Source organism: Amycolatopsis sp. H20-H5, from assembly GCF_035828755.1.
Classification (GTDB): Bacteria; Actinomycetota; Actinomycetes; order Mycobacteriales; family Pseudonocardiaceae; genus Amycolatopsis.
In genome coordinates this window covers 1-25,012 of the sequence record NZ_JAYMZS010000127.1, presented here as the reverse complement: position 1 = coordinate 25,012, position 25,012 = coordinate 1, and the positions used below count along the sequence as shown (strand labels likewise).

Here is a 25,012-nt window from a genome sequence, read left to right as displayed (position 1 = left end):
CATGACGGCGTTAAACGCCGTCATGGTGGCCTTCAGGGACTTGCGTGGTGACCGGGTCAGAAACCGGCGGTCACCTTGGTGAAGTCCCAGTCGTTCTGGGCGATGCCACTGCAGTTCGACACCACGCCGCCGCCGGGGCAGCCCCGGTCGCGGTTGACCGACCAGAACGCCAGGCGGCCGAGGCCGTTCGACTTGGCCCAGTCACGGATCTGGGTCCATGCCGACAGGCTCGTGAGCTCCTGCTGGTCGGACAGGCCGTTCATGCCGGAGATGCCGACGTGGTTGTACGCCGTGGCGTCCGACCAGCCGAACGTCGACTTGAGCTTGTCCTTCAACCCGGTCGCGGCGCTGACGGTGCTCGCGTACATGTTCGCGCCGCCGCCGAAGTCGAACGGCATGATCGTGAAGACGTCGACCCCGGCGTTGAGCACCTTGGCCTGGTCGATGAGCCGTCCGCCCCAGTAGTTCGGGCCGGTCGTCGCCGTGCCGAAGGTCAGGATCGTCTGGATGCCGGGGTTGTTCGCCTTGACGATCTTCAGCGCGCCCAGGATCCGGTCCTGCACGACAGCGTTCTCGAACTCGTCGGAGTTCTCGATGTCGATGTCGATCGCCTTCAGCCCGTACGCGCTGATCACCTTCTGGTAGGCACCCGCCAGCGCGGCCGAGTCGGCGCAGTTCGGCCCGAGCTTGTTCCCGCTCCAGCCGCCGAACGAGGGCACGACCTGGCCGCCCGCGCCCTTGATCTGGCCGATGGCCGTCGCGTCCGCGCTGCCGCTGAGCGGACGTGACCCGTCCCAGGCGGGCTCGCAGCCGCCGGAGGACAGCACGAACGCCATGGTGAACCACTTGACGCCGGTGGCGCTCATCAACGCCGTCGGGCTCGGCGGGTTACCCCAGCCCAGATACAGGTACGGCGCGCCCCGCCCGCCGGGTTGCGGGTTCGAGGTCGTGGTGCTCGTAGGCGTCGTGGGAGTAGTGGCCGGCGGAGTACCGCCACCGCACGAACCCCCGTTGAGCTGGCAGCCGCCCGGAGCCGAAAACGAGCCCGAGTAGGCGACGTTGAACCCGAAGCTCGCGCTGCCACCGGCCGCGACCGACCCGTTCCACGTGTTCCTGACCGTCACGTGCTGCCCGGCGGCGGTGTAGCTGCCGTCCCACAGCGAGGTGATGCTCTGCCCGGCCGAGAGGTCGAACTCCACCGTCCACGCCGAGATGCCCGCGGCCGAGCCGTTGTTGATCGTGTACTTGCCCTCGTACCCGGTGCCCCAGTCGGAGCCCTTCGAGAACGCCGCCGTGACGCTGCCCGCCGCGGTCGCGGGCGCCACCACCAGGCCGGTGACGAGTGCACCCGCTGCCGCTGCCAGCCCCAACGCGGGCAGCCACTTGCCCAGTCTCACGACAGGCCCCCGTGCAGGGCGCTGATGAGCTCGCCGTTGGCGGTGTCCCCGGTGAGTTCCCAGAAGAACGCGCCGCCGAGGCCCTGGCTCTTCACGTAGTTCGTCTTGCCCTGGATCGTCGCGGGGGTGTCGTAGCTCCACCAGTTGTTCCCGCACTTGGCGTACGCGGTGCCCGCGATCGTGCCGGTGGCAGGGCAGCTGCCCTTGAGGACCTTGTAGTCCTCGATGCCCGCCTCGTACGTGCCCGGTGCCGCGCCGGTGGCCGTGCCGCCCGGTGTCGCCTGGGTGACTCCCGTCCAGCCTCGGCCGTAGAAACCGATGCCCAGCAACAGCTTGTTCGACGGGACGCCCTTGCCCTTCAGCTTTTGGATGGCGTCGTCGGAGGTGAAGCCCGGGATCGGGATGCCGTTGTAGGTGGTCAAGGGCGAGTGCGGGGCCGTCGGTCCCTGCGCCGCCCAGGCGCCGAAGAAGTCGTACGTCATGACGTTGTACCAGTCGACGTACTGCGAGGCGCCGCCGTAGTCGGCCGCGTCGATCTTGCCGCCGCTGCTCCCGTCCGCGGTGATCGCGGAGGTGATCAGGAACGAGGAGCCGAACTTGGACCGCAGGCCGCCCAGCAGGTTCTTGTACGCCGCGGAACCGCTGGTGTCACAGGAAAGCCCGCAGGCGTTGGGGTACTCCCAGTCGATGTCGATGCCGTCGAACACGTCCGCCCAGCGCGGGTCCTTGATCAGGTTGTAGCAGGACTGCGCGAACGCGGCCGGGTTCTGCGCGGCCTGGCCGAAGCCGCCGGAGTAGGTCCAGCCGCCGAACGACCAGATGATCTTCAGTCCGGGGTGCATCTTCTTCAGTTTGCGCAGCTGGTTGAAGTTGCCGCGCAGCGCGCCCGCGTCCCAGGTGTCCGCCACACCGTCCACACTGGACGCCGCGTCAAACGCCTTGTCGTAGTCGGCGTAGGTGTCGTCGTTCGCCGTGCAGGAGCCGTTGGTGACGTTGCCGAACGCGTAGTTGATGTGCGTCAGCTTCGCCGCCGACCCGCTGGTCTCGATGTTCTTGACCTGGTAGTTGCGGCCGTAGATGCCCCACTGCACGAAGTAGCCGACGTTCTTCATCGCGCCGGTGTTCGGCGGCGGGGTGGTGGTCGGGGTCGTCGGTGTCGTGGTGGGGGTGGTGGGCGTTGTCGTGGGTGTCGTCGAAGTCGTCGGAGTGGTGGGGGTCGTGGTCGTCGGCGGGGTGGTCCCGCCGTCACAGGAACCGCCGTTGATCTTGCAGCCGCTCGGCGCGGAATACGTTCCGGTGTAACCGATGTTGAACCCGAAGCTGGCGCTCGCGCCCCCCGCGACGCTGCCGTTCCAGGTGTTCTTGACCGTCACGTGCTGGCCGCTGGCGGTGTAGCTGCCGTCCCAGAGCGACGCGACCTTCGCCCCGGCTGGCAGGTCGAATTCGACCTGCCACGCGGAGATGCCCGCAGACGTGCCGTTGGCGATCGTGTACTTGCCCTCGTACCCGGTGCCCCAGTCGGAGCCCTTCGAGAACGACGCCGTGACGCTGCCCGCCGCGTTCGCGGGCGCCACCACGAGTCCCGTGACGAGCGCGCCTACCGCCGCCACCAGGCCGATCAGGTGCCATCTTCTCCTGGACATGTCTCTCCTTCTCAGCCCTGGTACTGGGCGACGATCTTGCTGAAGTCGTACGGCTGCTGGGAAACGCTGCTGCACTTGCCGTCGGCCCAGCCGGTGGGCACGGTGCAGACACGGTCACGGTTGAGCGCCCAGAACGAGAACCGGCCGAGCCGGTGCGCCTGCACGTAGCCGAGCAGCGCGCGGAAGGTTTCCTGGGTGAACAGTTCGCTCGGCTGGTCGGTGTGGCCGTTCATCAGGATCAGCCCGGTGTGGGCGTAGACGCCCGCGTCGTCGAGGTCCGGGCGCAGCGTCTTGAGCTGGCCGTGCACGGACTCCATGACCTTCTTGACGTCGTCGGCCATGCTCGCGGCGGGGCCGCCGTAGTCGAACGCCATCTCCTTGTAGAGGTCGATCGACGCGCCGAGATCCTTGGCGCGCTGGATCTCCGCCCGTCCGAGGTCGGACAGGCCGATGGTGGTGACCGGCAGCGTCAGCGTGACGTGCAGGTTCGGGTTGCGCTGCTTGAGTGTCTTGATCGCCTGGAAGCGCTTGGTCTCACCGGAGACGTCGCCGAGGTCGTCGCCCTCGATGTCGAGATCGATGTGGGTGAGCGAGTACTTGGTGATCACCGCCTGGTAGGCGTTGGCCAGCGAGGTCGCGTCCCCGCAGGCCGCTCCGAGTTCGAGCCCATTGTAGCCGCCGAAGGACACCGAAACGTCGCCACCGGCCTGCCGGATCTGCGCGACTTTCGCGGCGACGGCGGTGTCCGCGCTGACCGGCTGCGCGGAGTTGCCGTCCCAGGTCGGGGTGCAGCCGCCGCCGCTGGGCGCGAGGACGAACGCGAGGATGTAGCTCTTCTGCCCGCTCGCCACGATGGCCGCGCCGATGTCCTGCGGATCGTTGTCCAGCGGCATGTAGTACGGCGCCGCGGTCATACCACCGGCCGGTGGCGGAGTGGTGGGCGTTGTACTGGTAGGCACCGTACTGGTGGGGGTGGTGGGTGTGGTGGTGCTGCTGGTGGGCGTGGTGCTCGTCGGCCCAGTGCTCGTCGGAACGGTGCTCGTCGGAACGGTGCCGCCCCCGCACGGTTGTCCGTTCAGCAAACAGTTGAGCGGTAAACCGTTCCCGGCGGCGTTGAAACCGAAGGACGTCGACGCCCCGGCCGCGACCGAACCGTTGTATTCGCGGTTGGTGAACACGTAGTGGTTGCCGGACGCGGTCATGAGCGAGTCCCAGTAGGTGCCCGCCGTGGTGCCAGGAGGCAGGTCGAATTCGAGTTTCCAGCTCGCCAGCGCGGTGGTCCCGGCGGTGATCCGGTAGCTCGCGGTGTAGCCGCTGTCCCAGACCGAAGCCTGGGTGAACCCGGCGGACGCGCTGGTGGCGGCGCCCGCGAACTGACTGGTGACCAGCAGTGCGGCGGCGGGTAGCAGGAGTGCGCCCACGGTCAGTGCGACCGTGCGGCGCAGGCGGCGGATAGTCTTCATCGACTCCCCTCCAGAGTGGAAAGTGTTCCTTCGACGCTACGTGGTCTGGACCAATTTGCGGCGGCGGAATGCCGACAGTGTCGGTATTCCGACAGGTTCGCCACCGGCTGCCGGGGGCGAACCACCCGAGTGGCACTTGACACCGGTTTCCGCTGCTTCTAACTTCGGTCGGGTAATCGATTTCTCGACAGGGGTGCCGCTCACGAGGGTCAGGGCGTCGCGGCAAGGGGCCGAGGATGGGTGACGAGGGTGCCGCGCTGGTCGTGATGACCGGCGTGAGCAAGGCGTACGGCGGTGTTCGTGCTGTCCGTGACGTCGATTTCGCGGTGCGTGCCGGGGAGGTGCACGCGCTGCTCGGGGAGAACGGGGCCGGCAAGTCGACCCTGATGAAGGTGCTCTCCGGACAGGTCGCCGCGGAGCGGGGGGAGATCCGGATCGGCGGGGAGCCGGTCCGGCTCTCGCGCCCCGCGGACGCGCAGCGCGCCGGGATCGCGATGATCCACCAGGAACTCGACCTGGTGCCCGCGCTGTCGGTGGCGGAGAACGTCTTCCTCGGCCGCGAGCCGCGCACCCGGTTCGGCACGGTCGACCGGCGGCGGATGCTGGCGGAGACCCGGCGCCTGCTGGCCCGGTCCGGGGTCCGGCTGGACGCGGCGGCGCCGGTCGAACTGCTGCGCACCGGCGAGCAACAGCTGGTCACCATCGCGAAAGCGCTTTCGCTCGACGCGCGCGTGCTGATCATGGACGAGCCGACGTCGGCGCTGTCCCCGCCCGAGGTCGAGCAGCTGTTCGCGGTGATCGCCGAACTCCGCGCCGCGGGGGTCGCGCTGGTCTATATCTCGCACCGGATGGAGGAGATCGGCCGCATCGCCGACCGGGCGACCGTGCTGCGCAACGGCGCGGTGGTCGCCGAGTTCGACGCGCGCGAGCTGACCGCCGCGCAGGCGGCCGAGGCGATGGTCGGACGGCCGGTGCACCTGATGTTCCGCGCCGATTCCCGCGCCAGTGCCGAACCGGGTGCGGACGTGCTTCGGGTGGAGAACCTCGTCGTGCGGGCCGATGCGGGCGGCCGTCCACCCGACGGCATCAGCCTGCGGGTCGGCGCCGGGGAGATCGTCGGCCTCGCCGGACTGCTCGGCTCCGGGCGGACAGAGCTGCTGGAGACGTTGTTCGGCGGCGGGCCGGGAGGGCACTGGTCTGGCCAGGTCCTCTTGCGGGACAAGGACTTCCATCCGCGCACGCCGCGCAAGGCGATGCGGGCGGGGGTCGCCTTCGTACCCGAGGACCGCAGGCTTTCCGGGCTGGCGCTGGAGCATTCGGTACTGGCGAACAGCGTCTTGTCCATTGTGGACAGGCTCGCGCGGTTCGGCGTGGTGTCCGCCCGCCGGGAGCGCGGCGCGGCAAGGGGGAGCGCGGCGCGGCTCGGGGTCAAGCTCACCTCGATCGCCGAGCCGGTCGGCGCGCTGTCCGGCGGCAACCAGCAGAAGGTGCTGCTGGGCCGCGCGCTGCTGACCGGTCCGGCGTTGCTGCTGCTCGACGAGCCGACGCGCGGGGTCGACGTCGGCGCCAAGGCCGAGATCTACCGGCTGCTCGGCGAGATCGCGGGCGAGGGCGTCGCTATCCTGCTGGCGTCGTCCGAACCCGCCGAGCTCGTCGGCGTCTGCGACCGCGTGGTGGTGCTGCGCGCCGGGCGCAGCGTGCACGAGCTGGACACCGGCAGCGCGGGCGAGGCCGAACTGCTCGCCGCGTCGATGGGGGACGTCCAGTGACCGAGGCACCGCCGAGCCGCGCCCACGGCCTGCTCACCGCGTTGTTCAAGTTCCAGAGCCTGTTCGGCCTGGTCGCGGTGTTCGTCGCGGCGGTCGTGCTCTCGCCGGTCAAAGGCGGGCACCTGGTGTTCCTCGGCAGCGGGAACCTGCTCAACGTGGTGCGCGCGATCTCCGAGATCGGCATCCTCGCCGTCGGCATGACGCTGGTGATCCTGATCGGCGGCATCGACCTGTCGGTCGGGTCCGTGGTCGGGCTGGCCAGCGTCGGCGTCGCCGAACTGCTGACCGTCAACGACTGGGGCCTGGTCCCCTCGGTGCTGCTCATCCTGGCACTCGGCCTGGTTTTCGGGCTGGCGCAAGGCATCGCGAGCGCGAAGTTCGGCATCCAGGCGTTCATCGTGACGCTGGCCGGGATGCAGGTCGCGCGGGGGATCGCGCGGATGTGGTCCGACGGCCGGGGCGTTTCGATCGTCTACGGCGACGGTCCCCGGCAGGCGCCGGTGACGTTCTCGCTGCTCGGCGAGCGCACGTTCAACGGGGTGGTCCCGATCCCGGCGTTGATCTTCGTGGTGGTCGCGGTGCTCGCCGTGGTGCTGTTGCGGGTCAGCGCGTTCTCGCGGCACCTCTACGCCATCGGCGGCAACGAGAAGGCCGCGCGCCTTTCGGGCGTGCCGGTGCTGCGGGTGAAGGTGCTGGTGTTCGGCCTGTGCGGGCTGCTCGCCGCGCTCGCCGGGATCGTGCACGCCGGGCAGTTCAGCTTCGGCGGGCCCAACGACGGGGCCGGGTTCGAACTCAGCGCCATCGCCGCGGTGGTGATCGGCGGCACCAGCCTGTCCGGCGGGCGGGGCTCGGTGCTCGGCACGGTCGCCGGCGCGCTGCTGGTGGGCGTGCTGGACAACATCCTGCAGCTCAACAACGTCGATTCCAACGTGCAGCTGGTCGTGGTCGGCTGCGTGATCGTGTTCGCCGCCGGGCTGCAGCGGCTGCGCCCGGCGGCGATCCGTACGTAGAGGGAAAAGGGGAGAGATGACAGGGAACGCACGACGGACCGCGGTGCTGCTGGCGGCCGGGACGGTGCTGGCCGCGTCGGCCTGCGGGACGACGCACGACAACGCGCCCGCCGCGAGTGGCAGCAGCGCGGCGCCCGTCCCGGTCAAGCAGTGCAAGGGGCCGGACGGGAAGTTCACCATCGGGATGAGCCAGGCCAACCTCGGCGAGCCGTACCGGGTGCGGATGGACGACGAAGTGCGCCGCGCCGCGGCCGGGGTGCCGGGCTTCACCGTCAACTACGCCGACGCGGCGCAGGACAACGCCAAGCAGGTCGAGCAGGTGGAGACCTTCCTCACCCAGCAGATCGACCTGCTGATCATCAGCCCCAACGAGGCGACCCCGCTGACCGGCGTGGTCAAGAAGGCCTACGACAAGGGCATCCCGGTGATCGTGCTGGACCGCAAGGTCGACGGCGACGCCTACACCACGTTCATCGGGGGCGACAACGTCGACATCGGCAAGCAGGCCGGGCAGTACTTCGCGGAGAAACTGCTGCCGCAGGGCGGGAAGATCGTCGAGCTGAAGGGCCTCGCGGGCGCGACGCCCGCGAAGGAACGGGCCGACGGGTTCGCCGCGGGGATCGCGGGCAAGAACATCGACATCATCGCGACGGCCGACGCGGACTGGTTGCGGGACAAGGGACAGCAGCAGGCAGAGGCGCTGCTCAAGGCCCACCCGGACGCGCAGGCGATCTTCTCGGAGAACGACCCGATGGCCGAGGGCGCGCGCCTGGCCGCGCAGAACGCGGGCAAGCCGACCCTGCCGATCGTCGGCATCGACGGGCTCCCGGTGCCGGAGGGCGGCATCAAGGCCGTCGAGGCGGGGCGTCTTTCGGCGACGTTCATCTACCCGACGGGCGGGACCGAAGCCGTGGCCGCGGCGAAGAAGCTGCTCATCGACTGCCAGCAGGTGGAGAAGAAGCAGACGCTCGGCACCAGGCTGATCACCAAGGAGAACGCGACACAGGTTTACGCCGAGCTCAACAAGGGCTGAGCGTAGGAGAGCTGGGGGGTTAAGGGGGTGGGGCGTCCCCGGGTGGCCGAGTTCGGACCGGCCACCCGGGTACGTCTCGTACGCGCAACTCGTCGACGAGTTGCGGTCTGACGTCCAGTGTGCGAGCGCGGTGTCGTCGCGTGACCGCCATCGCAAGAGCCGTGCCCTGAAGGCCACCTTCACGGCGTAAAACGCCGTGAAGGTGGCCTTCAGGGACCATCGGGATCGGGCCTCGGCGTCGGGTGGGGGGTCACCGGCGGGAGCTGGCGCGTTCGATGAGGTGGGCTTCGAGGGTGGTCGAGCTGGGCTCGCGGCCGGTGTCGGCGATGCGGGCGAGCAGGAGTTCGGCGGCGACCGCGCCGATGTCGTAGGCGGGCTGGGCGACGACCGTCAGCGGCGGGTCCACGAGCGTCGCCCACGGCGCGTCGTCGAAGGCGACCAGACCGACGTCGCGGCCCGGCCGCAGCCCCCTGGCCGCGAGGGCTTCGAGCACCCCGATCGCCATCGTGTTGTTGGCGATCAGCAGCGAATCCGGCGGTGACGCCGAATCGAGCAGGTCCAGCGCGGCGGCGCGCGCCCCGGCCGAGCGGTATTCCGACCGCCGCACCAGATTCGCCGTCCCGCGCCGCCGGGGCACGGCGTCGCGGAAGCCCGCGAGCCGGTCGTCGGCGGTGTGGATCCCGGCCGGGCCGGTGAGACAGCCACTGCGGGTGTACCCGCCCGCCAGCAGGTGTTCGGTCGCCTCGCGGGCGGCGCGCCGGGTGTCGACGAGCACCTGGTCGCAGCCGGTGCCGGTCAGCGGCCGGTCCACCGCGACGATCGGGGTGCCGAGCGCCAGCAGCGGGCCGACGTTCGTCGTCGCGCCGCTGGAGGACAGCACCACGCCCGCGACCCGTTCCTGCAACGCGACGCCGAGGTAGTCGCGTTCCTTCTCGTCGTTCTCGTCGGAGTTGCACAGCACCACCGAGTAGCCCGCCGCCCGAGCCACGTCCTCGACACCGCGGGCGATCGCGGTGAAGAACGGGTTCTCGACGTCGGAGATCACCAGCGCGATCACCGCGGTCTCCTGCCGCCGCAGGTTCCTGGCCAGGCTGTTCGGCCGGTAGCCGAGTGACTCCGCGGCGGAGCGGACCTTGCCAGCCAGCGCCGGGTCGACCGAGGATTTCCCGTTCATCGCACGGGAAACGGTGGCCGTCGAGACCCCGGCCAGCGTCGCCACGTCACGAATGGTCGTCACCGCGACACCCCCTCGTCGTCGAATCCTCGCGTACGGCCCAGTCCCCTTGACAGCGCACAACGTCGAGAATAGCGTCTCAAGTAATCGATTACTCGCCCAGTCTGCCAGGAGGAATCGTGGCTCGCATCGGCGTGCTCAGCATCTCCGACGGCCGCGACCACGTGCACGCGCGCAACGCGGGGTTCATCCAGTCCAAACAGGACACTCTGGTCCGTTCGCTGCGGGCGGCGGGCCACCAGGTCATCGAGGGTGACGACCTGGTGGCCACCAACACCGCGGCCACCTCGGTGGCCAGGCAGGTGGCCGCCGCGGACGTCGACGTGACGATCTTCTCTTACGCCGTCTGGAGTTTCCCGCATTTCACGATGCTGGCGGCCGACGCGACGAGAAGCCCGTTGATCCTCGTCGCCAGCACCGACCCGACCGAGCCCGGCCTGGTGGGCATGCTCGCCGCGGGCGGCGCGCTCGACCAGATCGGCCGCGCGCACACACGGCTCTGGGGCGCGCCGGATGACGCCGAGCTCGCCGCGCGGGTCGGCACCCAGGCGCTCGCCGCGGCCGCGGTCGCTTCGCTGCGGGGCTCGACGTTCGGCCGGTTCGGCGGCAGGCCGATGGGGATGAACACCGCCGTCGCCAACACCGATCAGTGGATGCGGAAGTTCGGCGTCGACGTCGAGGAGATCGATCAGTACGAGCTGGTGCTGCGCGCGGAAAGCGCCGACGCGGCCGAGGCCGCCGGTGCGCGCGAATGGCTGGAGCGGCTGGCGACCGTCCACTACGACGGCGACAAGCTCACGCCGGAACTGCTGGAGCGCCAGCTCCGCTCGTACCTCGCGATCCGCGACATCATCGCCGAGCGCAAGCTCGACTTCTCCGGGATCAAGGGGCAGCCCGAGCTGACCGAGCACTTCGCGACCATGGACGTCACGGAGGCCTTCCTCAACGATCCGTACGACTGGAACGGGCCCAAGGCCGTGCACGTGACCGCCACCGAGGCGGACATGGACGGCGCGCTCACCATGCAGCTGATGCACAAGATCTCCGGCACCCCGGTGCTGTTCGCCGACGTCCGGCACTACCACGCCGACCGCGACATCTGGGACCTGTGCAACTCCGGCCAGCACGCGACCTGGTTCGCGGCGCGCTCGGCCGACCCGGCGGAGAACCTGGCGAAGGTCAACCTCTATCCCGAGGTGTTCTTCTTCCCCGCGGGCGGCGCGTCCGTCCAGCACATCGCCGCGCCGGGCCAGATGACGCTGGGCAGGCTCACCCGGCTCGACGGCGAGTACCGGCTGCAGCTCATGCTCGGCGAGTTCGAGAGCTACGACGACGCGACGAACGACGCGCTGATCCGGCAGTCCACCCCGCAGTGGCCGCACGCGTTCGCCCGGCTGGACGTGCCTGGCCCGGTCTTCCTGTCGAACTTCGGCGCCAACCACATCCACGCCATCCCCGGCGACCGCCGCGCCGAACTCCGCGCCGCGGCCGCGCTGCTCGGCGTCCGGCTCGACGAGTGGACCCGCGGCTGAGCCGGGCACCCAGCCGTTGCATGAAGGAATGAATCAGTGCTTCACTTCAAGCCGTGACCCGCCCGTCCGGCCGGAAGGAAGCACTATGACCACCGACGCCGTCCAGGTTCGCCGGGAGGGCCCGGTCACCACGGTCAGCCTGCACCGGCCCGAGGTGCGCAACGCCGTCGACCGGGCCACCGCCGAGGCGCTGGCCGCCGCGTTCCGGGCGTTCGACGCCGACCAGGACGCCGCCGTGGCCGTCCTGCACGGCGAGGGCGGCACGTTCTGCGCGGGCGCCGACCTCAAGGCCATCAGCTCCGGCGACGGCAACCGCGTCAGCACCGAGGGTGACGGGCCGATGGGCGTCTCGCGGCTGCGGCTGTCGAAACCGGTGATCGCCGCGGTCTCGGGACACGCTGTCGCCGTGGGCTCGAGCTCGCCGTGTGGGCCGACCTGCGGGTCGCCGACGAGACCGCGGTGTTCGGCGTGTTCTGCCGCCGCTGGGGCGTGCCGCTGATCGACGGCGGCACCGTGCGGCTGCCGCGCCTGCTCGGCACCGGCGTCGCGCTGGACCTGATCCTGACCGGCCGCCCGGTCGACGCGGCCGAGGCGCTGCGGATCGGGCTCGCCAACCGGGTCGTCCCGGCCGGGCAGGCACTGGCCGCCGCACAGGAGCTGGCGGCGGCGATCGCGGCGTTCCCGCAGATCTGCCTGCGCCAGGACCGCTTGTCGGTGCTGGAACAGGAGGGCCTCGACGAGCGGACGGCGCTGGTCGGCGAGTTCGCCCACGGCCTCGTCTCACTCGCGGCGGGCAGCGTCGAAGGCGCGGCCAGGTTCGCTGGTGGGGCGGGCCGCCACGGCGGCTTCGGCGAGCCGGTCTGAGAACGCGTCTGAGAACTGTCGCAGCAGCCGCCGCTCGAAGCCTCGGGCGCCTGGCCTTCGAAGCCGCTTACCCTCCACAAAGGACGGAAAATCTGCCCATTCGCCCGTTTCATACCGCCATGACCGTTTCGTGCGTGCCCCTGAAGGCCACCATGACAGCGTTAAACGCCGTGAAGGCTCCCATCAGGGCATACCGGCAAGCCTGGGGTGGCGACTGAAGGGGACTTCCCTCGACTCAACCTCGCAAAAGTCCCCTTCACCAGAACAGACTGTGTGAAAGTCCCCGTCAGTCATGCGGCCCTGGGCGCCAAACTGGACGCCATGACATCAGTTTCCGGACGCCCTCTGAGCCCGGCCGGGGGCATCAGCGAGGATGGCCGGGTGGCCGACACAGCCGAGAAACACCTGGTGTACTGCTGGATCGAGCGCGACGGTGCCGTCCTGTTCCCGCGCAGGCAGCCGGAGACCTTCCTCGGCGGCCGGTGGGAGCTGCCCGGCGGCACGGTCGAGCCGGGCGAGCTGCCCGAGGTCGCGGTGGTCCGGGAGATCGCCGAGGAGACCGGACTGCCGGTGCGGGTGACCGCCGAGCGCGGCAGGCACACGTGGCCGGACATCGCCGGGAAGGCGCTGCGGATCCACGCCCGCGTCTACGAGGTGACCGAACACGGCCGCCCGGCGGTCGTGCTCAACCCCGGCGAGCACGACGACTTCGGCTGGCTGACCCCGGCACAGGCCGCTGAGCTGGACCTTCCGGCGCACTTGGGCGAGACACTCGCGAAGGCTCGGTAGTCTCAGGCGATGCAAGATCAGGACGAGTACGACCGGTACCGCGGCGACGCGGCCCTGCTCACGGCCATCGGCGGCCAGGTCGCCGAGCAGGTCGGTCGGCTCACGGTGCGGCTGCCGAAGCCCCTTGCCGAGTCCGCGGTCGCGGCGTGGGACCGTGACGAGACGGCGCCACTCGCCGAGGAGACCGCCGAGCAGGCGGAGCTTCGCGACCAGGCCGCCGAGCTGGCACTGATCGGGCTGGCGATCACCCAGCGCGGCCGCTGGGAGGGCGAGGAACTCGTCGTCGACTTGGACGTCGTCTCGGCCGGGGTGGCCGTCAGGGCCAGTACGAATCATTCCTAGTTGAAGCGGTGACGACGAGCGTGGTGGCGAACAGGAAAGGCCCGAGCCGGGCGACGCTGTACGGCTTGGCGTCGGTGCTCGCCGGGATGGGCCTGCTCGGCTGGCGCGCGTCGCAGTACGGCAGCTGGGTGGTCGACGACGCCGGGATCACGTTCGCCTACGCGCGCAGCTTCGCCGAAGGACTCGGCCCGGTGGTGGCGCCTGGTGCCGCGCACGTCGAGGGCTTCTCGAACCCGACCTGGACGGCGTTGCTCGCACTGGCCCGGCTGGCCGGGCTCTTCGACCACGGGACGCTGTTCGGGATGCCCGACTACGTCCTGGTCCCCAAGGCGCTGGCGCTGGTGTGCTGCGGCGGGATCCTCGCCGCCTGCCACCGCGCGGCGAGCAAGGTCACGCGACTTCCGTGGCTGGCGACCCTGGTCGTCGCGGCACTGCTGACCTGGACGCCGTCGTTCGTCATCTGGTGTTTCTCCGGACTGGAGAACTCGCTCCTCGCGCTGCTCGTCGTCTGCCTTGCCGTCGCCGTCTTCCGGGCCGTGCTCGACGACCGGCTGCTCACCACCAAGGTCGCGGTGCTGGCCGGCGTGCTGGCCGCGTTCGCGGGCCTGACCCGCCCGGACGGGCTCATCTACGCGGCGGTGTACCCGCTCGTCGTCCTGCTCCACCTGACCAAGCCGACGCTGCGGCCGAGCGTCCGGCACGTGCTGGTGTCCGTGCTCGCGTTCGCCGTCCCGTTCGGGGCGTACCTGAGCTGGCGGTACCTCGAGTTCGGCCGCCTGGTGGCCAACACCGCCGTCGCGAAGGTGCAGAGCCTGCCGGACCTGCAGACGTTCGCCCGCCCCGGCGACCTGGTCTCCTACGCCGGCGCGCTGGCCGTGGTGGCGTTCGCGCTGGTCGTCGGCGTGGCGCTGGCCAGGGCGCCGTGGCGTGCCGGGCTCGCCGCGCTGCTGGTGCCGCTGGGCCTGGCCGTGGTCGCGTACGCCGTGCTGAACCCGGACTGGATGGCGCAGTTCCGGTTCGCCACCCCGGTCTGGGTGCTGGCGGCGCTCATCGGGACGCTCGCGACGGCCGAGGTCCTCAAGAGCGCCCGCGTGCGCGGCCGCATCCTGGTCTCCGTCGCGCTGGTGGCGGTCCTGCTGCCCTCGGGCGCGGTGCTCGCCGACGCCGCCACCAAGTTCCAGAACCGCCCGACCATCCCGCTCTGCTACATCGCGGACCGGTTCGGTCGGGTCTTCAACGCCTACGCGGACATCCTCGGGCTGGGGCGCGCGTCGGTGCTCATGCCCGATCTGGGCGGTTCGTCGCTGACCAGCAGGCTCGACATCGTCGACATGGCGGGGCTCGTCGACGCGAAGATCGCCGACCTCTTCCACGACCAGGACATGGCCGGGCTCCGCGACTACGTCTTCGAGACCGTGAAGCCGACGTTCCTGCACTCCCGCGGCCCGTGGCGGGCGGCCACCGGGATCACCTCCGACCCGCGGCTGGCCAGGGACTACACCCCGATCTTCCGGTACGCGCCCGGCGACGGCCCGGTCGGCGACGGCGACTGGGTCCGCAAGGACGCCGTGTCCAGCCCCGAAAAGCTCGCCGCCGCAAGGAGTTACGCCGCCGCGACCGTGCTCCGGGTGGAGCGCGGCGAGACCGGCGACCCGCTCAAGCGCTGCGGTTCCGTGCTGCGGCCAGGGCAGACGGACCTCGACACGCCCTAGCCCGGCGAGACCCGCTCGACCTTGCCGTGCCGGGTCAGCAGGCGGATCCGGTCGAGGCGCAGATCCAGGGTGAGCGCGTCCGTTCGCCCGAGGTCCACGATCTGGACGAAGAAGCCGTCCTCTTCGCATCTGCGCCGGGCCTCGTCCGCTGGGCGGCCGAGCAGCTCGGCCAGCTCGAAAGACGGCTCGCGGAGTTCGAACACGGGCACCTCGGTTTCTGTCCTTGGCTGTTGGGATTACCACGGTCGGGTGGCTCGGCGTTTCCGGCCGCCCGGCTTCGGGTAGGCCTGGGACATGGCTCCCACCACCACGACCGTTCCCGAAATCGAGCTGAACAACGGCACCACGATCCCGCAGTTCGGCCTCGGCGTCTTCCAGATCCCTGAGGAGGACACCGCCGAAGCCGTGCGCGGGGCGCTTGAGCTGGGTTACCGCCACCTCGACACCGCGCAGATGTACCGCAACGAGCAGGGCGTCGGCGAGGGCATCCGGCAGTCCGGGGTGCCGCGCGAGGACATCTTCGTCACCACGAAGCTGGCCAACGACGCGCAGGGCCACGACCCCGCCATCACCGCGCTCGAGGGCAGCCTCCAGCGGCTCGGCACGGACTACGTCGACCTGTACCTGATCCACTGGCCGCTCCCGGCGAAGCACCTCTACGTCAAGACTTGGCGCGCTTTCGAGGAGATCACCCGTTCAGGTAAGGCACGCGCTGTCGGCGTGTCCAACTTCCAGCCCGCCCACCTCGACGCGCTCGCCGAGAAGACGGACCTGGTGCCCGCGGTGAACCAGATCGAGCTGCACCCGTACCTCCAGCAGGCCGAGCTGCGCGAGTACCACCGCGCGCACGGCATCGCGACCGAGGCCTGGAGCCCGATCGCGCAGGGCGAGGTGCTCGGCGACGACGTGGTCAAGGGGCTCGCGGACAAGCACGGCAAGTCAGCGGCGCAGGTCGTGCTGCGCTGGCACGTCCAGCTTGGGAACATCGTGTTCCCCAAGTCGGTCACCCCTGACCGGGTGAAGGAGAACATCGACATCTTCGACTTCGAACTCGACGCCGACGATCTGAAGGCGATCGAGACGCTCGAAGCCGGGCACCGCACAGGATTCGATCCCGACACCTTCGAAGGCTGAACCATGATGGACATCACCAGCTTGATCCTCGACGACCACGACCGGTTCCGGCGTGAGTTCGCGGCCATGGACGACCTCACCGAACCCGAGGACCTCGCCAAGGTGTGGGGCGCGCTCGGGGACCTGCTCGACGTCCACGCCGCGGCCGAGGAGGCGATCTTCTACCCGGAGCTCCTGCACCGTGGCGACGACGCCGAGGACGAGACGCTCGACGCCGTGGGCGACCACAATGACATCCGCGATGGCGTGCGCGACGCGGCCCAGCACCCCGTCGGCAGCGACGAGTGGTCCGCCGCCGTCCACCGCGCGCGGATGGCCAACAGCGAGCACATGGCCGAGGAGGAGGACGGCGCGCTCGCCGACTTCCGGCGGCACTCGCCGCCTGGTCTCCGCGAGGAGCTGGGCCGCAAATTCCTTGCCTTCAAAGAGGAACACGCGGGCACCAAGGGCCTCGACGTCAGCGACGTCGACCCGAAGCAGTACGTCCGCGAAAACGACCCCAACTAACCCCCGCCCCCCTGTCGTAACTGCCCCTGAAGGCCACCATCACGGCGTATTACGCCGTGATGGTGGCCTTCAGGGGCATAACCCTCAGCGGGTGGTGGCGCGCATTTTGAGCAGCCCGAGCACCGTTTCGGTCGCGGGGGCGGGTACGTCCAGCAGTGTGGCGAGCTCGGTCACCGCGCCGACCAGAGCGTCGAGCTCCAGCGGTTTCCCGCGGTCCAGGTCGTGCAGCATCGAGGTCCGGAACGCGCCGAGCTTCGACGCGATCTCGAAGCGCTCCTCGGCGTCCATCTCGATCGGGATCCCGAGCGCCCGCCCGACCTGCTTGCCCTCATCGTAGATCCGGGCGCACAACCGGCGCAGCAGCGGATCGCCGAGGATCACGTCGACCGTCGCGCCGGTCAGCGCGCTGACGGGGTTGAGGTTGAGGTTGCCCAGCAGCTTGATCCAGACGTCGGCGAGGATCTCGGGCCGGGCCTGGACGTCCAGGCCACTGGCGGTCAGTGCTGCCGCGATCCGTTCCGCGGCCTCCGCGCGGCTCCCGGTCGGGGAGCCCAGCAGCAGCTGGTTCCCGCTCGCGCGCTGGATGACGCCCGGCTCGACGACCGCGGCGGACAGGTGCGCCACCCCGGTCAGCACCCGGTCCGCCGGCCAGGTGCGCAGCAGCGTGCCGCCGGGGTCCACCGCCGTCAGCGTCCGGCCGCCGGGCAGCGTCACGGACGGCACCCACCAGGGCACGCCGTTCGCGACGACCACGACCTCGACGCCGTCCCCGGCCAGTGGGGCCACCCGCGTGGCCACGGCGGGCAGGTCCTGCGCCTTGACGCAGACCAGGACGACGTCGACCGGTTCGAGTTCCCCGGCGTCGGTGGCGACCGGCAGGCGCACCGTCGCGGAGGAGTCCGCGGCGCGGACCGTCAGCCCTCCGGCGCGCAGCGCGTCCAGGTGGGCGCCGGGCCTGGCCAGCACGCTGACCGGGAAACCGGCGATCTTGAGGGAAGCGGCGACGGTACCGCCGATGGCGCCCGCGCCGACTACACAGAACCTCAATGCTTGCACGATCATGGACCGTAGCCGGTGGACCGGCGGGCCACAATCGCCGCTCAGCGTACGAGGCCGGGCAGGACCTCGTCGACGGCGCGCCGCCAGAATGCCGAGCAGGCTTCCCTTTCGGTGGCGAAGCGGGCTTCGCCGCGACGCAGGCCGTCATCCACCCGGTACACCCGCCAGTGGTCCACCCGCTCTTCGATGGTCAGCACGTCGAGCGCCCGTCCTCCGGCGAGGTGGTAGCTGCCGCTCGGGAAACCGCAGTCCCGTAGCAGCGTCGCCAGCTCGTCGCGGTTCGCGGGTTCCCGGCGCCAGGGGCGCAGCCGCCAGTAGTACAACAGCCGGTCGTAGGACGTGTTCGCGAACCGGTCGGCGAGTTTGCCGCCGGTCGCGCTGGCGAAGGACGCGTCGCTGGACACGCCCGAGCCGAGCACGGCGCCGCACACGTCGCCCTCGCGGTCGTACCGGCCCGCCACGCTGGTCCGGCCGCGTTCGGTGTAGCGCAGCTCCCAGCGTCCGTCCGGCAGTTCGTGCAGGTGGGTGACGTCGTCGGGGGCCGGGCCCGGCAGGTTCAGTCCGTGACTACGCGAGACGATGCCGACGGGCCGCACCACGCCACGCCGGTCCCAGATCGCCAGCACCTCGGGGATCGTGAGGTCGCTCTGCTCGCCGGGGTCGTCGTCCGAAGGAGCAGGCACGACGGGCACGTCGACGCCCAGCATGGTGGGCAGTTCGTCGTCGACCAGCCGACGCCAGAACTCCTGGCACGCCGCCGTTTCGTCGGCGTGGGAACGGTCATGGCCGCGTTCGCCGTCCCCGAACCGGTAGACCCGCCAACCATTGTCGCGTTCCTCCAGGCACAGGCGGCCCTGGAAACCGCCGCCGTACAACGAGTAGGCGCTTTCAGGGACGCCCAGCCAGGACAAAGCCGCCTGCAGCTGCTCGCGAGTGGACAGTGAGTGCCGCCAGGGCGTGCACGCCCACCGCGCGCGCAGCGACGCGACGTCTTCTGGACGCTCGCGCGCCGCCGCACCGGACGGGCTCCCGCCGAGAAGGGCCGCGAGCAGCGCCGCGCAGGCCTGGGACTCGTCGGCGTACGCCGCTTCGCTGAGCTCCCGGCCGCCCCGCCGGAGCCGGAGGATCCAGCCGTAGCCGCTGAGTTCCACCAGCTCCCAGCCGTCGCTCACCGGCGTTGGCGGCAGGTCGTAGGTCTTCGACCAGACGGTGAACCCGGTGATGAACCCGTGGCGCGCCAGCAGTTTCATCGTCTCGGGGACGGTGAGATCGTCGCTCATGATCGGCGAGTGTAGAGGTTTCGCCGCCCGCTGAAACCCCCAATCTCGCCACACCACCCACTCGCCGATCCCGTCCTCGCGCGCCCCGAAGCCGGGACCCGCAGGTGGTTGCGCACGCGAGTATCGCGCGTGTGCGACGACCACGACTCGTCGACGAGTTGCGGGGTGCGGGGAGTCAGGGGCGGGGGCGGTGGCGGGCCTCGCCGACGACGACGGGGTCGAGGGCGGAGTGGGTCGCGTCGGCACGGTCCCAGTGGGACCGTGCCTCCGCGGTCGCGCCGGTCGCCGCGGCGACGTTGCCGAGGCCGGTGTACGCGCGGGCGGCCTCGAACGTGCTGCCACAGGCTTCGCTCCTCGCGGCCGCATCGGCGTAGGCCCGGGCCGCGCGGTGGTGCCGTCCGGCGTGGAACCAGGCCCAGCCCACGCAGGTGAACGCCATGGCGAGGTCGAGTTCGAGGCCGAGGTCCTCGAACGTCGTGATCGCGGCTTCGGCCACTGCGACGGCGTCGTCGTACTCGCCGCGCGCGGTCTGGACGAGGGAGATCCCGCGCTTCGTGATGGCCGCGTTGCGCCGGTTGCCGGTCCGTTCGTAGTGGGCGAGCGCGAGCCGCAGGTCCCGCAGCGCGTCCTCGTCCTCGCCGCGATAGTGGCTGATCCAGGCGTGGTTGGCCAGCACGGTGCTCTCGCCGTCGCCGTCGCCGATCTCCCGGAACGCCACGAGCGCGTCGCGGTACTGCCGGGCCGCTTCGTCGAGATCGCCGCGATCGATCAGCGCGACGCCGAGGTTCGTCGCCGTGATCGCCCGCACCCGCGGATCGCCCAGCGCCTCTGCCGCCGCCAGCGCCCACCGATGAGTCGCGATCCACTGATCCCACAGTTTCGACAGGAAGAAGAAGCTCCGCAGCATGAACGCCAGCTGCCAGCACCGATCGTGCAGCCCTCGCTCACCGGCCGCCCGGCACAGCGCCACCAGGTTCGGCCACTCGGCGCGGAACCAGGACACCGCGGCCTCCTCGCCGTCCAGTGGCACCGGCTCCGGCGCGTGCTCGCCGAAGGTGAGTTCCGGCCGATACCGTTGTGGCGTAAGGAGTTTGTCACCCAGTGCGGCCGTACGCACGGCCAGGTCCAGCAACCTGCGGAATGCGTCGTCCAGGTCCTCGGCGGGCGGGACCCCGCGCGCGAACGCCCGCAGCAGGTCGTGGAACCCGTACCGCCCCGCCGCCGGTTGCGTGATCAGGTGGGCGTCGTGCAGCGCACCCAGCAGCCTGTCCGCCTCGCGCACTCCGGACTCGGTGAGGGCGGCCGCGGCCGTCGCGTCGAAGTCGGCGCCGGGATGCAGCGCGAGCAGGCCGAACAGTCGTGCCTGCGCCGCGGTCAGGTCCTGGTGGGAGAGCTGGAAAACCGCGGTGAGACTGCGTTCCCCGTCGTCCAGTTCGCCGAGCCTGCCTGCCTCGTCCGCCAGCCGCCGCTCCAGCTCCGCCAGCGTCCACGCCGGATTGCCGCGCAGCCTCGCCGCGGCGATCCGGAGCGCCAGTGGCAGCCGGGCGCACCGGCCGACGACACGGGTGACGGCTTCGGTGTCGTCGCTGCCGGTGAGCGTGGTGAACAGGTCGATCGCGTCCGTCTCGGGCAGTACGTCCAGCGGGACGTGCCGCGCGTCGTCCAGCGCGGCCAGCCGATGGCGGCTGGTGACCAGCACCCGGCACTTCGGTTCGGCCGGGAGCAGCGACCGGACCTGACCGGCGCTGCCCGCGTTGTCCAGTACCAGCAGGAAACTCCGGCCGCGCAGCCGGGTGCGGTACAGCGCGGCGCGATCGTCCACATCGGACGGTATCGCCTCGGCGGGCACGCCAAGCACGCGCAGCAGCCGGTCGTGCGCGTCCGACACCTGGCCGCGCAGGTCGAGGAACAGGCAGCCGTCCGCGAACCCGCCTTCCAGCCGGTGCGCGCACCACACGGCCAGCGCCGTCTTGCCGACCCCGCCCATCCCGGACACCACGCAGATCCCGCCGTCGGCCTCCAGCGCCGCGCGGACAGCCTGGATCTCCCGCGTCCGGCCGGAGAAATGCGCCGGCACCGCGGGCAGGCCGGACGGCCGGACGTCCGGCCGGGTCTTCCTGCGTGCCGGCTCGCGCGGCAGCAACGGCGTCAGCGCGCCCCTGACGCCGAGTTCCGCCTCGCATAGCGCCGCCAGCGAGGCGTTCGGGGCGGCCAGCCCGGTTTCGACCTTGCTGAGGTAGCCCTTGCTGTAGTGGATGCGGTCGGCCAGTTCCGTGAGCGGCAGGTCCGCCGCGCGACGCAACCGCCGCAGCTCCGCACCGAAGGTCGCCCGCTCGCCCATCAGCTCCCACCCCCGTCTCAGCACCACCACGGCCGTGCGGAACGTCCCCATGGTCACCGCAGCTCCTGTCCGTGCACGGAGACCACGGGGACGACTTCGCCCGGTGGGGTGGCGTTCCCGGCCGAACTGCCCAGCGAAACGCCGATGACCAGCACGATCGCGGCTACCCAGAAGACCATGCGGAGGAGCAGGGAAAACGAACAGACGACCTTCATGCCGACTCCCGGGGACAATGCGGACGACGGCGGGAATTCCCGCCGTCCGCTGCTGGTTTCCGACCGTCGAAGCGCGGTCACCAGTAAAGAATGTCTCCGGGAGTCGTTGCCCGGCTAGGAGTTTCCTGTTTCCTGCTGGCGCGGGAAAGGAAACGGCCCTACCGGCTCAGGTGGGTGAGCGGGGGAGCCAGTGCGGCGAGCGCGGCGGCGATCCGTTCCGCCGCGGGCCGCGCCGAGGGGTCCGTCGAGAGCAGCAGCCGCAGGACGTCGCGGAGTGCGTCGGGGATGTCGCGCGCGAAGCCGCCGCCGCGGCACAGCTCGTAGGTCACGACGCCGAGCGAGTACAGGTCCGTGGCCGGGGTCGGCCCGCCACCGGCGAGGATTTCGGGGGCGGAGTACATCGAGGCCGTGGGCGGGGAAGGGGGCGCCAGCCGGGAGACCCCGGCGTCGGTCAGTCTCGGCGACGGCACGGCGCCGGAGCCGTCCATCAGCACGTTCGCCGGTTTGACGTCGCCGTGCGCGACCCCCGCGTCGTGCACGGTGGCCAGCGCGGCCGCGATCCCGGCCGCGATCCGCGCGACCTCCGCGGGTGGCCGCGCCGTCGTGGTGCTCAGCGCGCCGCCGGGGACGCGGTCGAGCACGAGCGCCACGGTTTCGTCGTCGACCACCACGTTGTGCAGCGTCACCAGGTTCGGCTGCGTCAGCCCGAGCAGGGCCGACTGCTCGCGCAGGAGCCGGGCGAGGTCACCGGTGTTCCCGATCAGCTCGGCGCGCAGGAGCTTGACGGCGAACTCCCGCCCGTCCTCGTCTGTCCCGGCGTACACCTCGCCGAGCGAGCCGCCGCCCAGTCGTTCGCCGAGCACGCACCGGTTCCCCAGCAGTGGATCCATGTCCTTTTCGCCTCTCTCCGGCCACGGGCGCGACGGCGCTCCCGGAGGTGGATCGGCGGTGGACGTGGTTTCGCTACGGCGAAACCCGAACTGTCATGTATTTGGCCTGTTGCACGGGAGTAACAACCCCGAAGCGGCCGCGCCGCGTGAGCGGTGCACGCCCTTCGACAGGTAGCCTCGCTCGCGAGTTGGGTGGAGGAGGTTCTCAAATGGTGCGGGAACAGGCTGGACGGGTGCTCGCGGCGAACCTGCGGGCGCTGCGGGATCTGGGCGGGCTCTCCCTGTCCGAACTCGCGCGGCGGTCCGGGATCGCGAAGGGCACGCTATCGCAGCTGGAGTCCGGGATGGGCAACCCGACGATCGAGACGGTGTTCAGTTTATCGAACGCTCTCGACGTCCCGGTGTCGAGCCTGCTCACCGAACGGCTCGATCCCGACGTCGTGCTGGTGCGCTCCAGCGAGCTCGAGGTGCTCAGCAGCAACGCCGTCGACCTGCGGATGCTGCGGCGGATGGACGTGACGGAGACCGTCTTCGAGCTGTTCGACCAGCGCGTCCGGCCCGGCCAGGTCCAGCACTCCTCCGGTCATCCCGGCCGCGAGCACGTGGTCGTCACCTCCGGGGTGCTGCGCGTCGGACCACCGGAAGCGCCCTTCGAGCTGGGCCCTGGCGACTACGTCTGCTTCCCCGCGCAACAGCCGCACACCTATGAGACGGTGGGCGGGCCGGTGGTCTCCGTCCTGCTGCTGGAGTATCCGGCCGACGCCGGGCCGCCCACGCTGGGCGGCTTCTGCGGGGCTTCGGGGACGACGGAGGCGCACGCCCGGACTTGACCCGGGCCGAGTCGCCGACCTACTCTCCGAACGTTCACTGAAATGAACGATAGTCGGCGTGTGATAGTCGGAGCGTGATGGTCGGAGCGTGGGGGTGCGGGCGGCGATGCGGGCGGACGTGGTGGTGGTCGGCGCCGGTGTCGTGGGCGCCGCCTGTGCCGAGGCACTGAGCGCGGCCGGGCTGCGCGTGACCGTCCTCGACCGCGGCGGTCCCGCGAGCGGGACCACGTCGGCGGGCGAGGGCAATGTCCTGGTGTCCGACAAGGAGCCCGGCCCCGAACTGGAACTCGCCAAGGCGTCGCGACACCGCTGGCCGGAGCTGCTCGCCGAGCTGCGCGAGGAGCTCGGCGCGGAACTCGCCGAGGCCGAATGGGAGCCCAAGGGCGGCCTGGTCGTGGCCACCACGGAGGCGGGGATCGCGCCGCTGTCGGCCTTCGCCGCCGCCCAGCGTTCGGCCGGGGTACTGGCGGAGGAGATCGGCCCCGCCGCGGCCGCCGAGCTCGAGCCGCACCTGACCAGCGCCGTCACCGCCGCGGTGTACTACCCCGAGGACGCCCAGCTCCAGCCGGTGCTGGCGACGACGGCCCTGCTGGCCGCCGTCCGCGCCAGGGGCGGGACCGTCCACTCGGGACTGTCCGCACTCGGCGTGTCGACGGACGCCCGCGGCGCGGTGACCGGCGTCCGGACGAGCCGCGGCGTGTTGCCCTGCGGCGCGGTGCTGAACGCGTGCGGCCCGTGGGCGGGCGAGTTCGCCGCCGCGGCCGGGGCGCCGATCACGATCCTGCCGAGGCGTGGCCAGGTGCTCGTCACCGCTCCGCTGCCGGAGTCCGTGCGGCACAAGGTCTACGACGCGGACTACGTCGGCGCCGTCGGCAGCGGGGACGCCGACCTGCGGACGTCGACCGTGGTGGAGTCGACCCGCGCGGGCACCGTTCTGATCGGCTCCAGCCGCCAGCGCGCCGGATTCGACGAGACCGTGCACGTCGACGTGCTGGCCGAGCTCGCCCGCAAGGCCGTCGCCCTGTTCCCGATCCTGGCCGACGTCGGAGTGATGCGTGCCTACGGCGGGTTCCGGCCCTACGCTCCGGATCACCTGCCCGTGCTCGGCGCGGACCCCCGGCTGCCCGGCCTGTGGCACGCGACCGGGCACGAGGGCGCCGGGATCGGCCTGGCCGCGGCCACCGGGCGGCTGGTGGCGGACCTGTTCCTCGGTCGCGAGTCCTTTATGGACGCGACCCCGTTCCGGGTCGGCCGCCCGGCTGTGCTGGGAAAGGTGCCCGCGTGAACATCCGGGTCGACGGCGTGCCGGTCGAAGCGAAGCCGGGGCAGACGGTGGCGGGGGTGCTGCTGGGCCTCGGCCGGACTTCGTGGCGGACCACCCGCGGCCAAGGACGGCCGCGCGGTGTCTTCTGCGGCATCGGCGTCTGTTTCGACTGCCTGGTCGTGGTCAACGGGATCCCGGACGTCCGTGCCTGCCAGCGGGTCGTCGCCGACGGCGACGAGATCCGCGCCCAGCACGGGGCGGAGCTGCCGTCGTGAGACCGGTCGTCGTGGTGGGGGCCGGGCCCGCCGGGATGGCCGCCGCGTGCGCCGCCGCGGCCGCCGGTGCCCGGGTGCTGCTGGTCGATTCCGCGCCGAAGCTCGGCGGCCAGTACCACCGGCAGGACCGCACACCCGGCGTCGAGGCGTTCACGCTCCCGGACACCGTCGAGCACTTGGCCGAGACCGTGGTGTTCGCGGTCGAACCGGTGCCGGGCGGCCACCGCCTGCACCTGCGCACCGGGCAGGCGGACGGCCCCGGCCGCCGGGCCCGCCGCGTCGACACCGCCGCGCTGGTGCTCGCCACCGGCGCCCACGACCGCGCGCTGCCCTTCCCCGGCTGGGACCTGCCAGGGGTCTACACCGCCGGTGCCGCGCAGGCGCTGGCGAAAGGCCAGGGCGTCGCGGTCGGCAAGCGCGTGCTGCTGG

At 71.0% G+C, this 25,012-nt stretch carries 23 protein-coding genes and 1 pseudogene; 14 read left to right on the top strand and 10 right to left on the bottom strand.

Annotation, left to right across the window (positions count from 1 at the left end; genetic code table 11):
- Positions 1-56 precede the first annotated feature (56 nt).
- The 3 genes from QMK34_RS39875 to QMK34_RS39865 are packed head-to-tail and all read right to left on the bottom strand — an operon-like array spanning position 57 to position 4,503.
- Positions 57-1,397 carry a cellulose binding domain-containing protein gene (locus QMK34_RS39875; protein ID WP_326419993.1) on the bottom strand — a complete coding sequence of 447 codons (1,341 nt, stop codon included), beginning with the start codon at positions 1,395-1,397 and terminating at the stop codon, positions 57-59.
- A complete protein-coding gene (locus QMK34_RS39870; protein ID WP_326419992.1) occupies positions 1,394-3,040 on the bottom strand; it encodes a glycosyl hydrolase family 18 protein in 1,647 nt (548 codons plus the stop codon). Before QMK34_RS39870 ends, QMK34_RS39875 begins: the two co-directional genes overlap by 4 nt.
- An 11-nt stretch (positions 3,041-3,051) precedes the next feature.
- Positions 3,052-4,503, bottom strand: coding sequence for a glycoside hydrolase family 18 protein (locus QMK34_RS39865; RefSeq protein ID WP_326419991.1), 1,452 nt, complete (start codon positions 4,501-4,503; stop codon positions 3,052-3,054).
- Positions 4,504-4,739: 236 nt separating this feature from the next.
- Between QMK34_RS39865 and QMK34_RS39860 the strand changes: the two genes are divergently transcribed.
- Genes QMK34_RS39860 through QMK34_RS39850 form a run of 3 tightly spaced genes read left to right on the top strand, consistent with a single transcriptional unit; the run spans position 4,740 to position 8,315 of the window.
- On the top strand, positions 4,740-6,272 hold the full coding sequence (locus tag QMK34_RS39860; RefSeq protein ID WP_326419990.1) for a sugar ABC transporter ATP-binding protein: 1,533 nt from the start codon (positions 4,740-4,742) through the stop codon (positions 6,270-6,272).
- Positions 6,269-7,282, top strand: coding sequence for an ABC transporter permease (locus tag QMK34_RS39855; protein ID WP_326419989.1), 1,014 nt, complete (start codon positions 6,269-6,271; stop codon positions 7,280-7,282). The genes QMK34_RS39860 and QMK34_RS39855 overlap by 4 nt, the downstream gene beginning before the upstream one ends.
- A gap of 16 nt (positions 7,283-7,298) precedes the next feature.
- The gene (locus QMK34_RS39850) at positions 7,299-8,315 is read left to right on the top strand and encodes a substrate-binding domain-containing protein (protein ID WP_326419988.1); all 1,017 of its coding nucleotides are present in this window, start codon (positions 7,299-7,301) and stop codon (positions 8,313-8,315) included.
- 250 nt (positions 8,316-8,565) lie between these two features.
- Here QMK34_RS39850 and QMK34_RS39845 read toward each other — a convergent pair whose 3' ends face one another.
- Positions 8,566-9,552, bottom strand: a complete 987-nt coding sequence (locus tag QMK34_RS39845; RefSeq protein ID WP_326419987.1) for a LacI family DNA-binding transcriptional regulator — start codon at positions 9,550-9,552, stop codon at positions 8,566-8,568.
- 116 nt (positions 9,553-9,668) lie between these two features.
- Between QMK34_RS39845 and QMK34_RS39840 the strand changes: the two genes are divergently transcribed.
- The 5 genes and pseudogenes from QMK34_RS39840 to QMK34_RS39820 all read left to right on the top strand — a co-directional run bounded on the left by QMK34_RS39840 (position 9,669) and on the right by QMK34_RS39820 (position 14,788).
- The gene (locus QMK34_RS39840; RefSeq protein WP_326419986.1) at positions 9,669-11,081 is read left to right on the top strand and encodes an L-fucose/L-arabinose isomerase family protein; all 1,413 of its coding nucleotides are present in this window, start codon (positions 9,669-9,671) and stop codon (positions 11,079-11,081) included.
- 85 nt (positions 11,082-11,166) lie between these two features.
- Positions 11,167-11,945, top strand: a pseudogene (locus QMK34_RS39835) (crotonase/enoyl-CoA hydratase family protein).
- A gap of 381 nt (positions 11,946-12,326) precedes the next feature.
- Positions 12,327-12,734: an NUDIX hydrolase gene (locus QMK34_RS39830; protein WP_326419985.1), complete on the top strand. Its 408-nt coding sequence runs from the start codon at positions 12,327-12,329 to the stop codon at positions 12,732-12,734.
- 9 nt (positions 12,735-12,743) lie between these two features.
- Positions 12,744-13,076, top strand: coding sequence for a hypothetical protein (locus QMK34_RS39825; protein ID WP_326419984.1), 333 nt, complete (start codon positions 12,744-12,746; stop codon positions 13,074-13,076).
- A gap of 8 nt (positions 13,077-13,084) precedes the next feature.
- On the top strand, positions 13,085-14,788 hold the full coding sequence (locus QMK34_RS39820) for a hypothetical protein (protein ID WP_326419983.1): 1,704 nt from the start codon (positions 13,085-13,087) through the stop codon (positions 14,786-14,788).
- Here QMK34_RS39820 and QMK34_RS39815 read toward each other — a convergent pair.
- Positions 14,785-14,997, bottom strand: coding sequence for a hypothetical protein (locus tag QMK34_RS39815; RefSeq protein ID WP_326419982.1), 213 nt, complete (start codon positions 14,995-14,997; stop codon positions 14,785-14,787). The two genes, QMK34_RS39820 and QMK34_RS39815, sit on opposite strands and share 4 nt — an antisense overlap.
- 85 nt (positions 14,998-15,082) lie before the next feature.
- Here QMK34_RS39815 and QMK34_RS39810 point away from each other — a divergent pair, with 85 nt between their 5' ends.
- A complete protein-coding gene (locus QMK34_RS39810; protein WP_326419981.1) occupies positions 15,083-15,922 on the top strand; it encodes an aldo/keto reductase in 840 nt (279 codons plus the stop codon).
- Between the two features lie 3 nt (positions 15,923-15,925).
- Positions 15,926-16,429: a hemerythrin domain-containing protein gene (locus QMK34_RS39805; RefSeq protein WP_326419980.1), complete on the top strand. Its 504-nt coding sequence runs from the start codon at positions 15,926-15,928 to the stop codon at positions 16,427-16,429.
- 84 nt (positions 16,430-16,513) lie between these two features.
- Here the strand turns inward: QMK34_RS39805 and QMK34_RS39800 are convergent, their stop codons facing one another.
- The 5 genes from QMK34_RS39800 to QMK34_RS39780 form a co-directional block, all read right to left on the bottom strand.
- The gene (locus tag QMK34_RS39800) at positions 16,514-17,491 is read right to left on the bottom strand and encodes a ketopantoate reductase family protein (RefSeq protein ID WP_326419979.1); all 978 of its coding nucleotides are present in this window, start codon (positions 17,489-17,491) and stop codon (positions 16,514-16,516) included.
- Between the two features lie 38 nt (positions 17,492-17,529).
- Complete coding sequence (locus QMK34_RS39795) at positions 17,530-18,768, bottom strand: hypothetical protein (RefSeq protein WP_326419978.1); 1,239 nt, start codon at positions 18,766-18,768, stop codon at positions 17,530-17,532.
- Positions 18,769-18,943: 175 nt separating this feature from the next.
- Positions 18,944-21,160, bottom strand: coding sequence for an ATP-binding protein (locus QMK34_RS39790; RefSeq protein WP_326419995.1), 2,217 nt, complete (start codon positions 21,158-21,160; stop codon positions 18,944-18,946).
- Positions 21,161-21,162: 2 nt separating this feature from the next.
- Complete coding sequence (locus QMK34_RS39785) at positions 21,163-21,405, bottom strand: hypothetical protein (RefSeq protein ID WP_326419977.1); 243 nt, start codon at positions 21,403-21,405, stop codon at positions 21,163-21,165.
- Positions 21,406-21,482: 77 nt separating this feature from the next.
- Positions 21,483-22,214: a serine/threonine-protein kinase gene (locus QMK34_RS39780; RefSeq protein WP_326419976.1), complete on the bottom strand. Its 732-nt coding sequence runs from the start codon at positions 22,212-22,214 to the stop codon at positions 21,483-21,485.
- 209 nt (positions 22,215-22,423) lie between these two features.
- Here QMK34_RS39780 and QMK34_RS39775 point away from each other — a divergent pair, with 209 nt between their 5' ends.
- The 4 genes from QMK34_RS39775 to QMK34_RS39760 all read left to right on the top strand — a co-directional run.
- Positions 22,424-23,044, top strand: a complete 621-nt coding sequence (locus QMK34_RS39775; RefSeq protein ID WP_326419975.1) for a helix-turn-helix domain-containing protein — start codon at positions 22,424-22,426, stop codon at positions 23,042-23,044.
- A gap of 106 nt (positions 23,045-23,150) precedes the next feature.
- Complete coding sequence (locus tag QMK34_RS39770; RefSeq protein ID WP_326419994.1) at positions 23,151-24,329, top strand: NAD(P)/FAD-dependent oxidoreductase; 1,179 nt, start codon at positions 23,151-23,153, stop codon at positions 24,327-24,329.
- Complete coding sequence (locus QMK34_RS39765; RefSeq protein WP_326419974.1) at positions 24,326-24,583, top strand: (2Fe-2S)-binding protein; 258 nt, start codon at positions 24,326-24,328, stop codon at positions 24,581-24,583. The genes QMK34_RS39770 and QMK34_RS39765 overlap by 4 nt, the downstream gene beginning before the upstream one ends.
- Positions 24,580-25,012 (top strand): FAD-dependent oxidoreductase (locus tag QMK34_RS39760; protein WP_326419973.1); only part of this gene is annotated, 433 nt, incomplete at its 3' end. The genes QMK34_RS39765 and QMK34_RS39760, both read left to right, overlap by 4 nt.

Coding starts and splice junctions, on each gene's coding strand:
- QMK34_RS39865 (WP_326419991.1), bottom strand. CDS start 4,503: ATGAAGACTATCCGCCGCCTGCGCCGCACGGTCGCACTGACCGTGGGC.
- QMK34_RS39825 (WP_326419984.1), top strand. CDS start 12,744: ATGCAAGATCAGGACGAGTACGACCGGTACCGCGGCGACGCGGCCCTG.
- QMK34_RS39805 (WP_326419980.1), top strand. CDS start 15,926: ATGATGGACATCACCAGCTTGATCCTCGACGACCACGACCGGTTCCGG.
- QMK34_RS39860 (WP_326419990.1), top strand. CDS start 4,740: ATGGGTGACGAGGGTGCCGCGCTGGTCGTGATGACCGGCGTGAGCAAG.
- QMK34_RS39810 (WP_326419981.1), top strand. CDS start 15,083: ATGGCTCCCACCACCACGACCGTTCCCGAAATCGAGCTGAACAACGGC.
- QMK34_RS39800 (WP_326419979.1), bottom strand. CDS start 17,491: ATGATCGTGCAAGCATTGAGGTTCTGTGTAGTCGGCGCGGGCGCCATC.
- QMK34_RS39770 (WP_326419994.1), top strand. CDS start 23,151: ATGCGGGCGGACGTGGTGGTGGTCGGCGCCGGTGTCGTGGGCGCCGCC.
- QMK34_RS39780 (WP_326419976.1), bottom strand. CDS start 22,214: ATGGATCCACTGCTGGGGAACCGGTGCGTGCTCGGCGAACGACTGGGC.
- QMK34_RS39870 (WP_326419992.1), bottom strand. CDS start 3,040: ATGTCCAGGAGAAGATGGCACCTGATCGGCCTGGTGGCGGCGGTAGGC.
- QMK34_RS39795 (WP_326419978.1), bottom strand. CDS start 18,768: ATGAGCGACGATCTCACCGTCCCCGAGACGATGAAACTGCTGGCGCGC.
- QMK34_RS39790 (WP_326419995.1), bottom strand. CDS start 21,160: ATGGGGACGTTCCGCACGGCCGTGGTGGTGCTGAGACGGGGGTGGGAG.
- QMK34_RS39775 (WP_326419975.1), top strand. CDS start 22,424: ATGGTGCGGGAACAGGCTGGACGGGTGCTCGCGGCGAACCTGCGGGCG.
- QMK34_RS39850 (WP_326419988.1), top strand. CDS start 7,299: ATGACAGGGAACGCACGACGGACCGCGGTGCTGCTGGCGGCCGGGACG.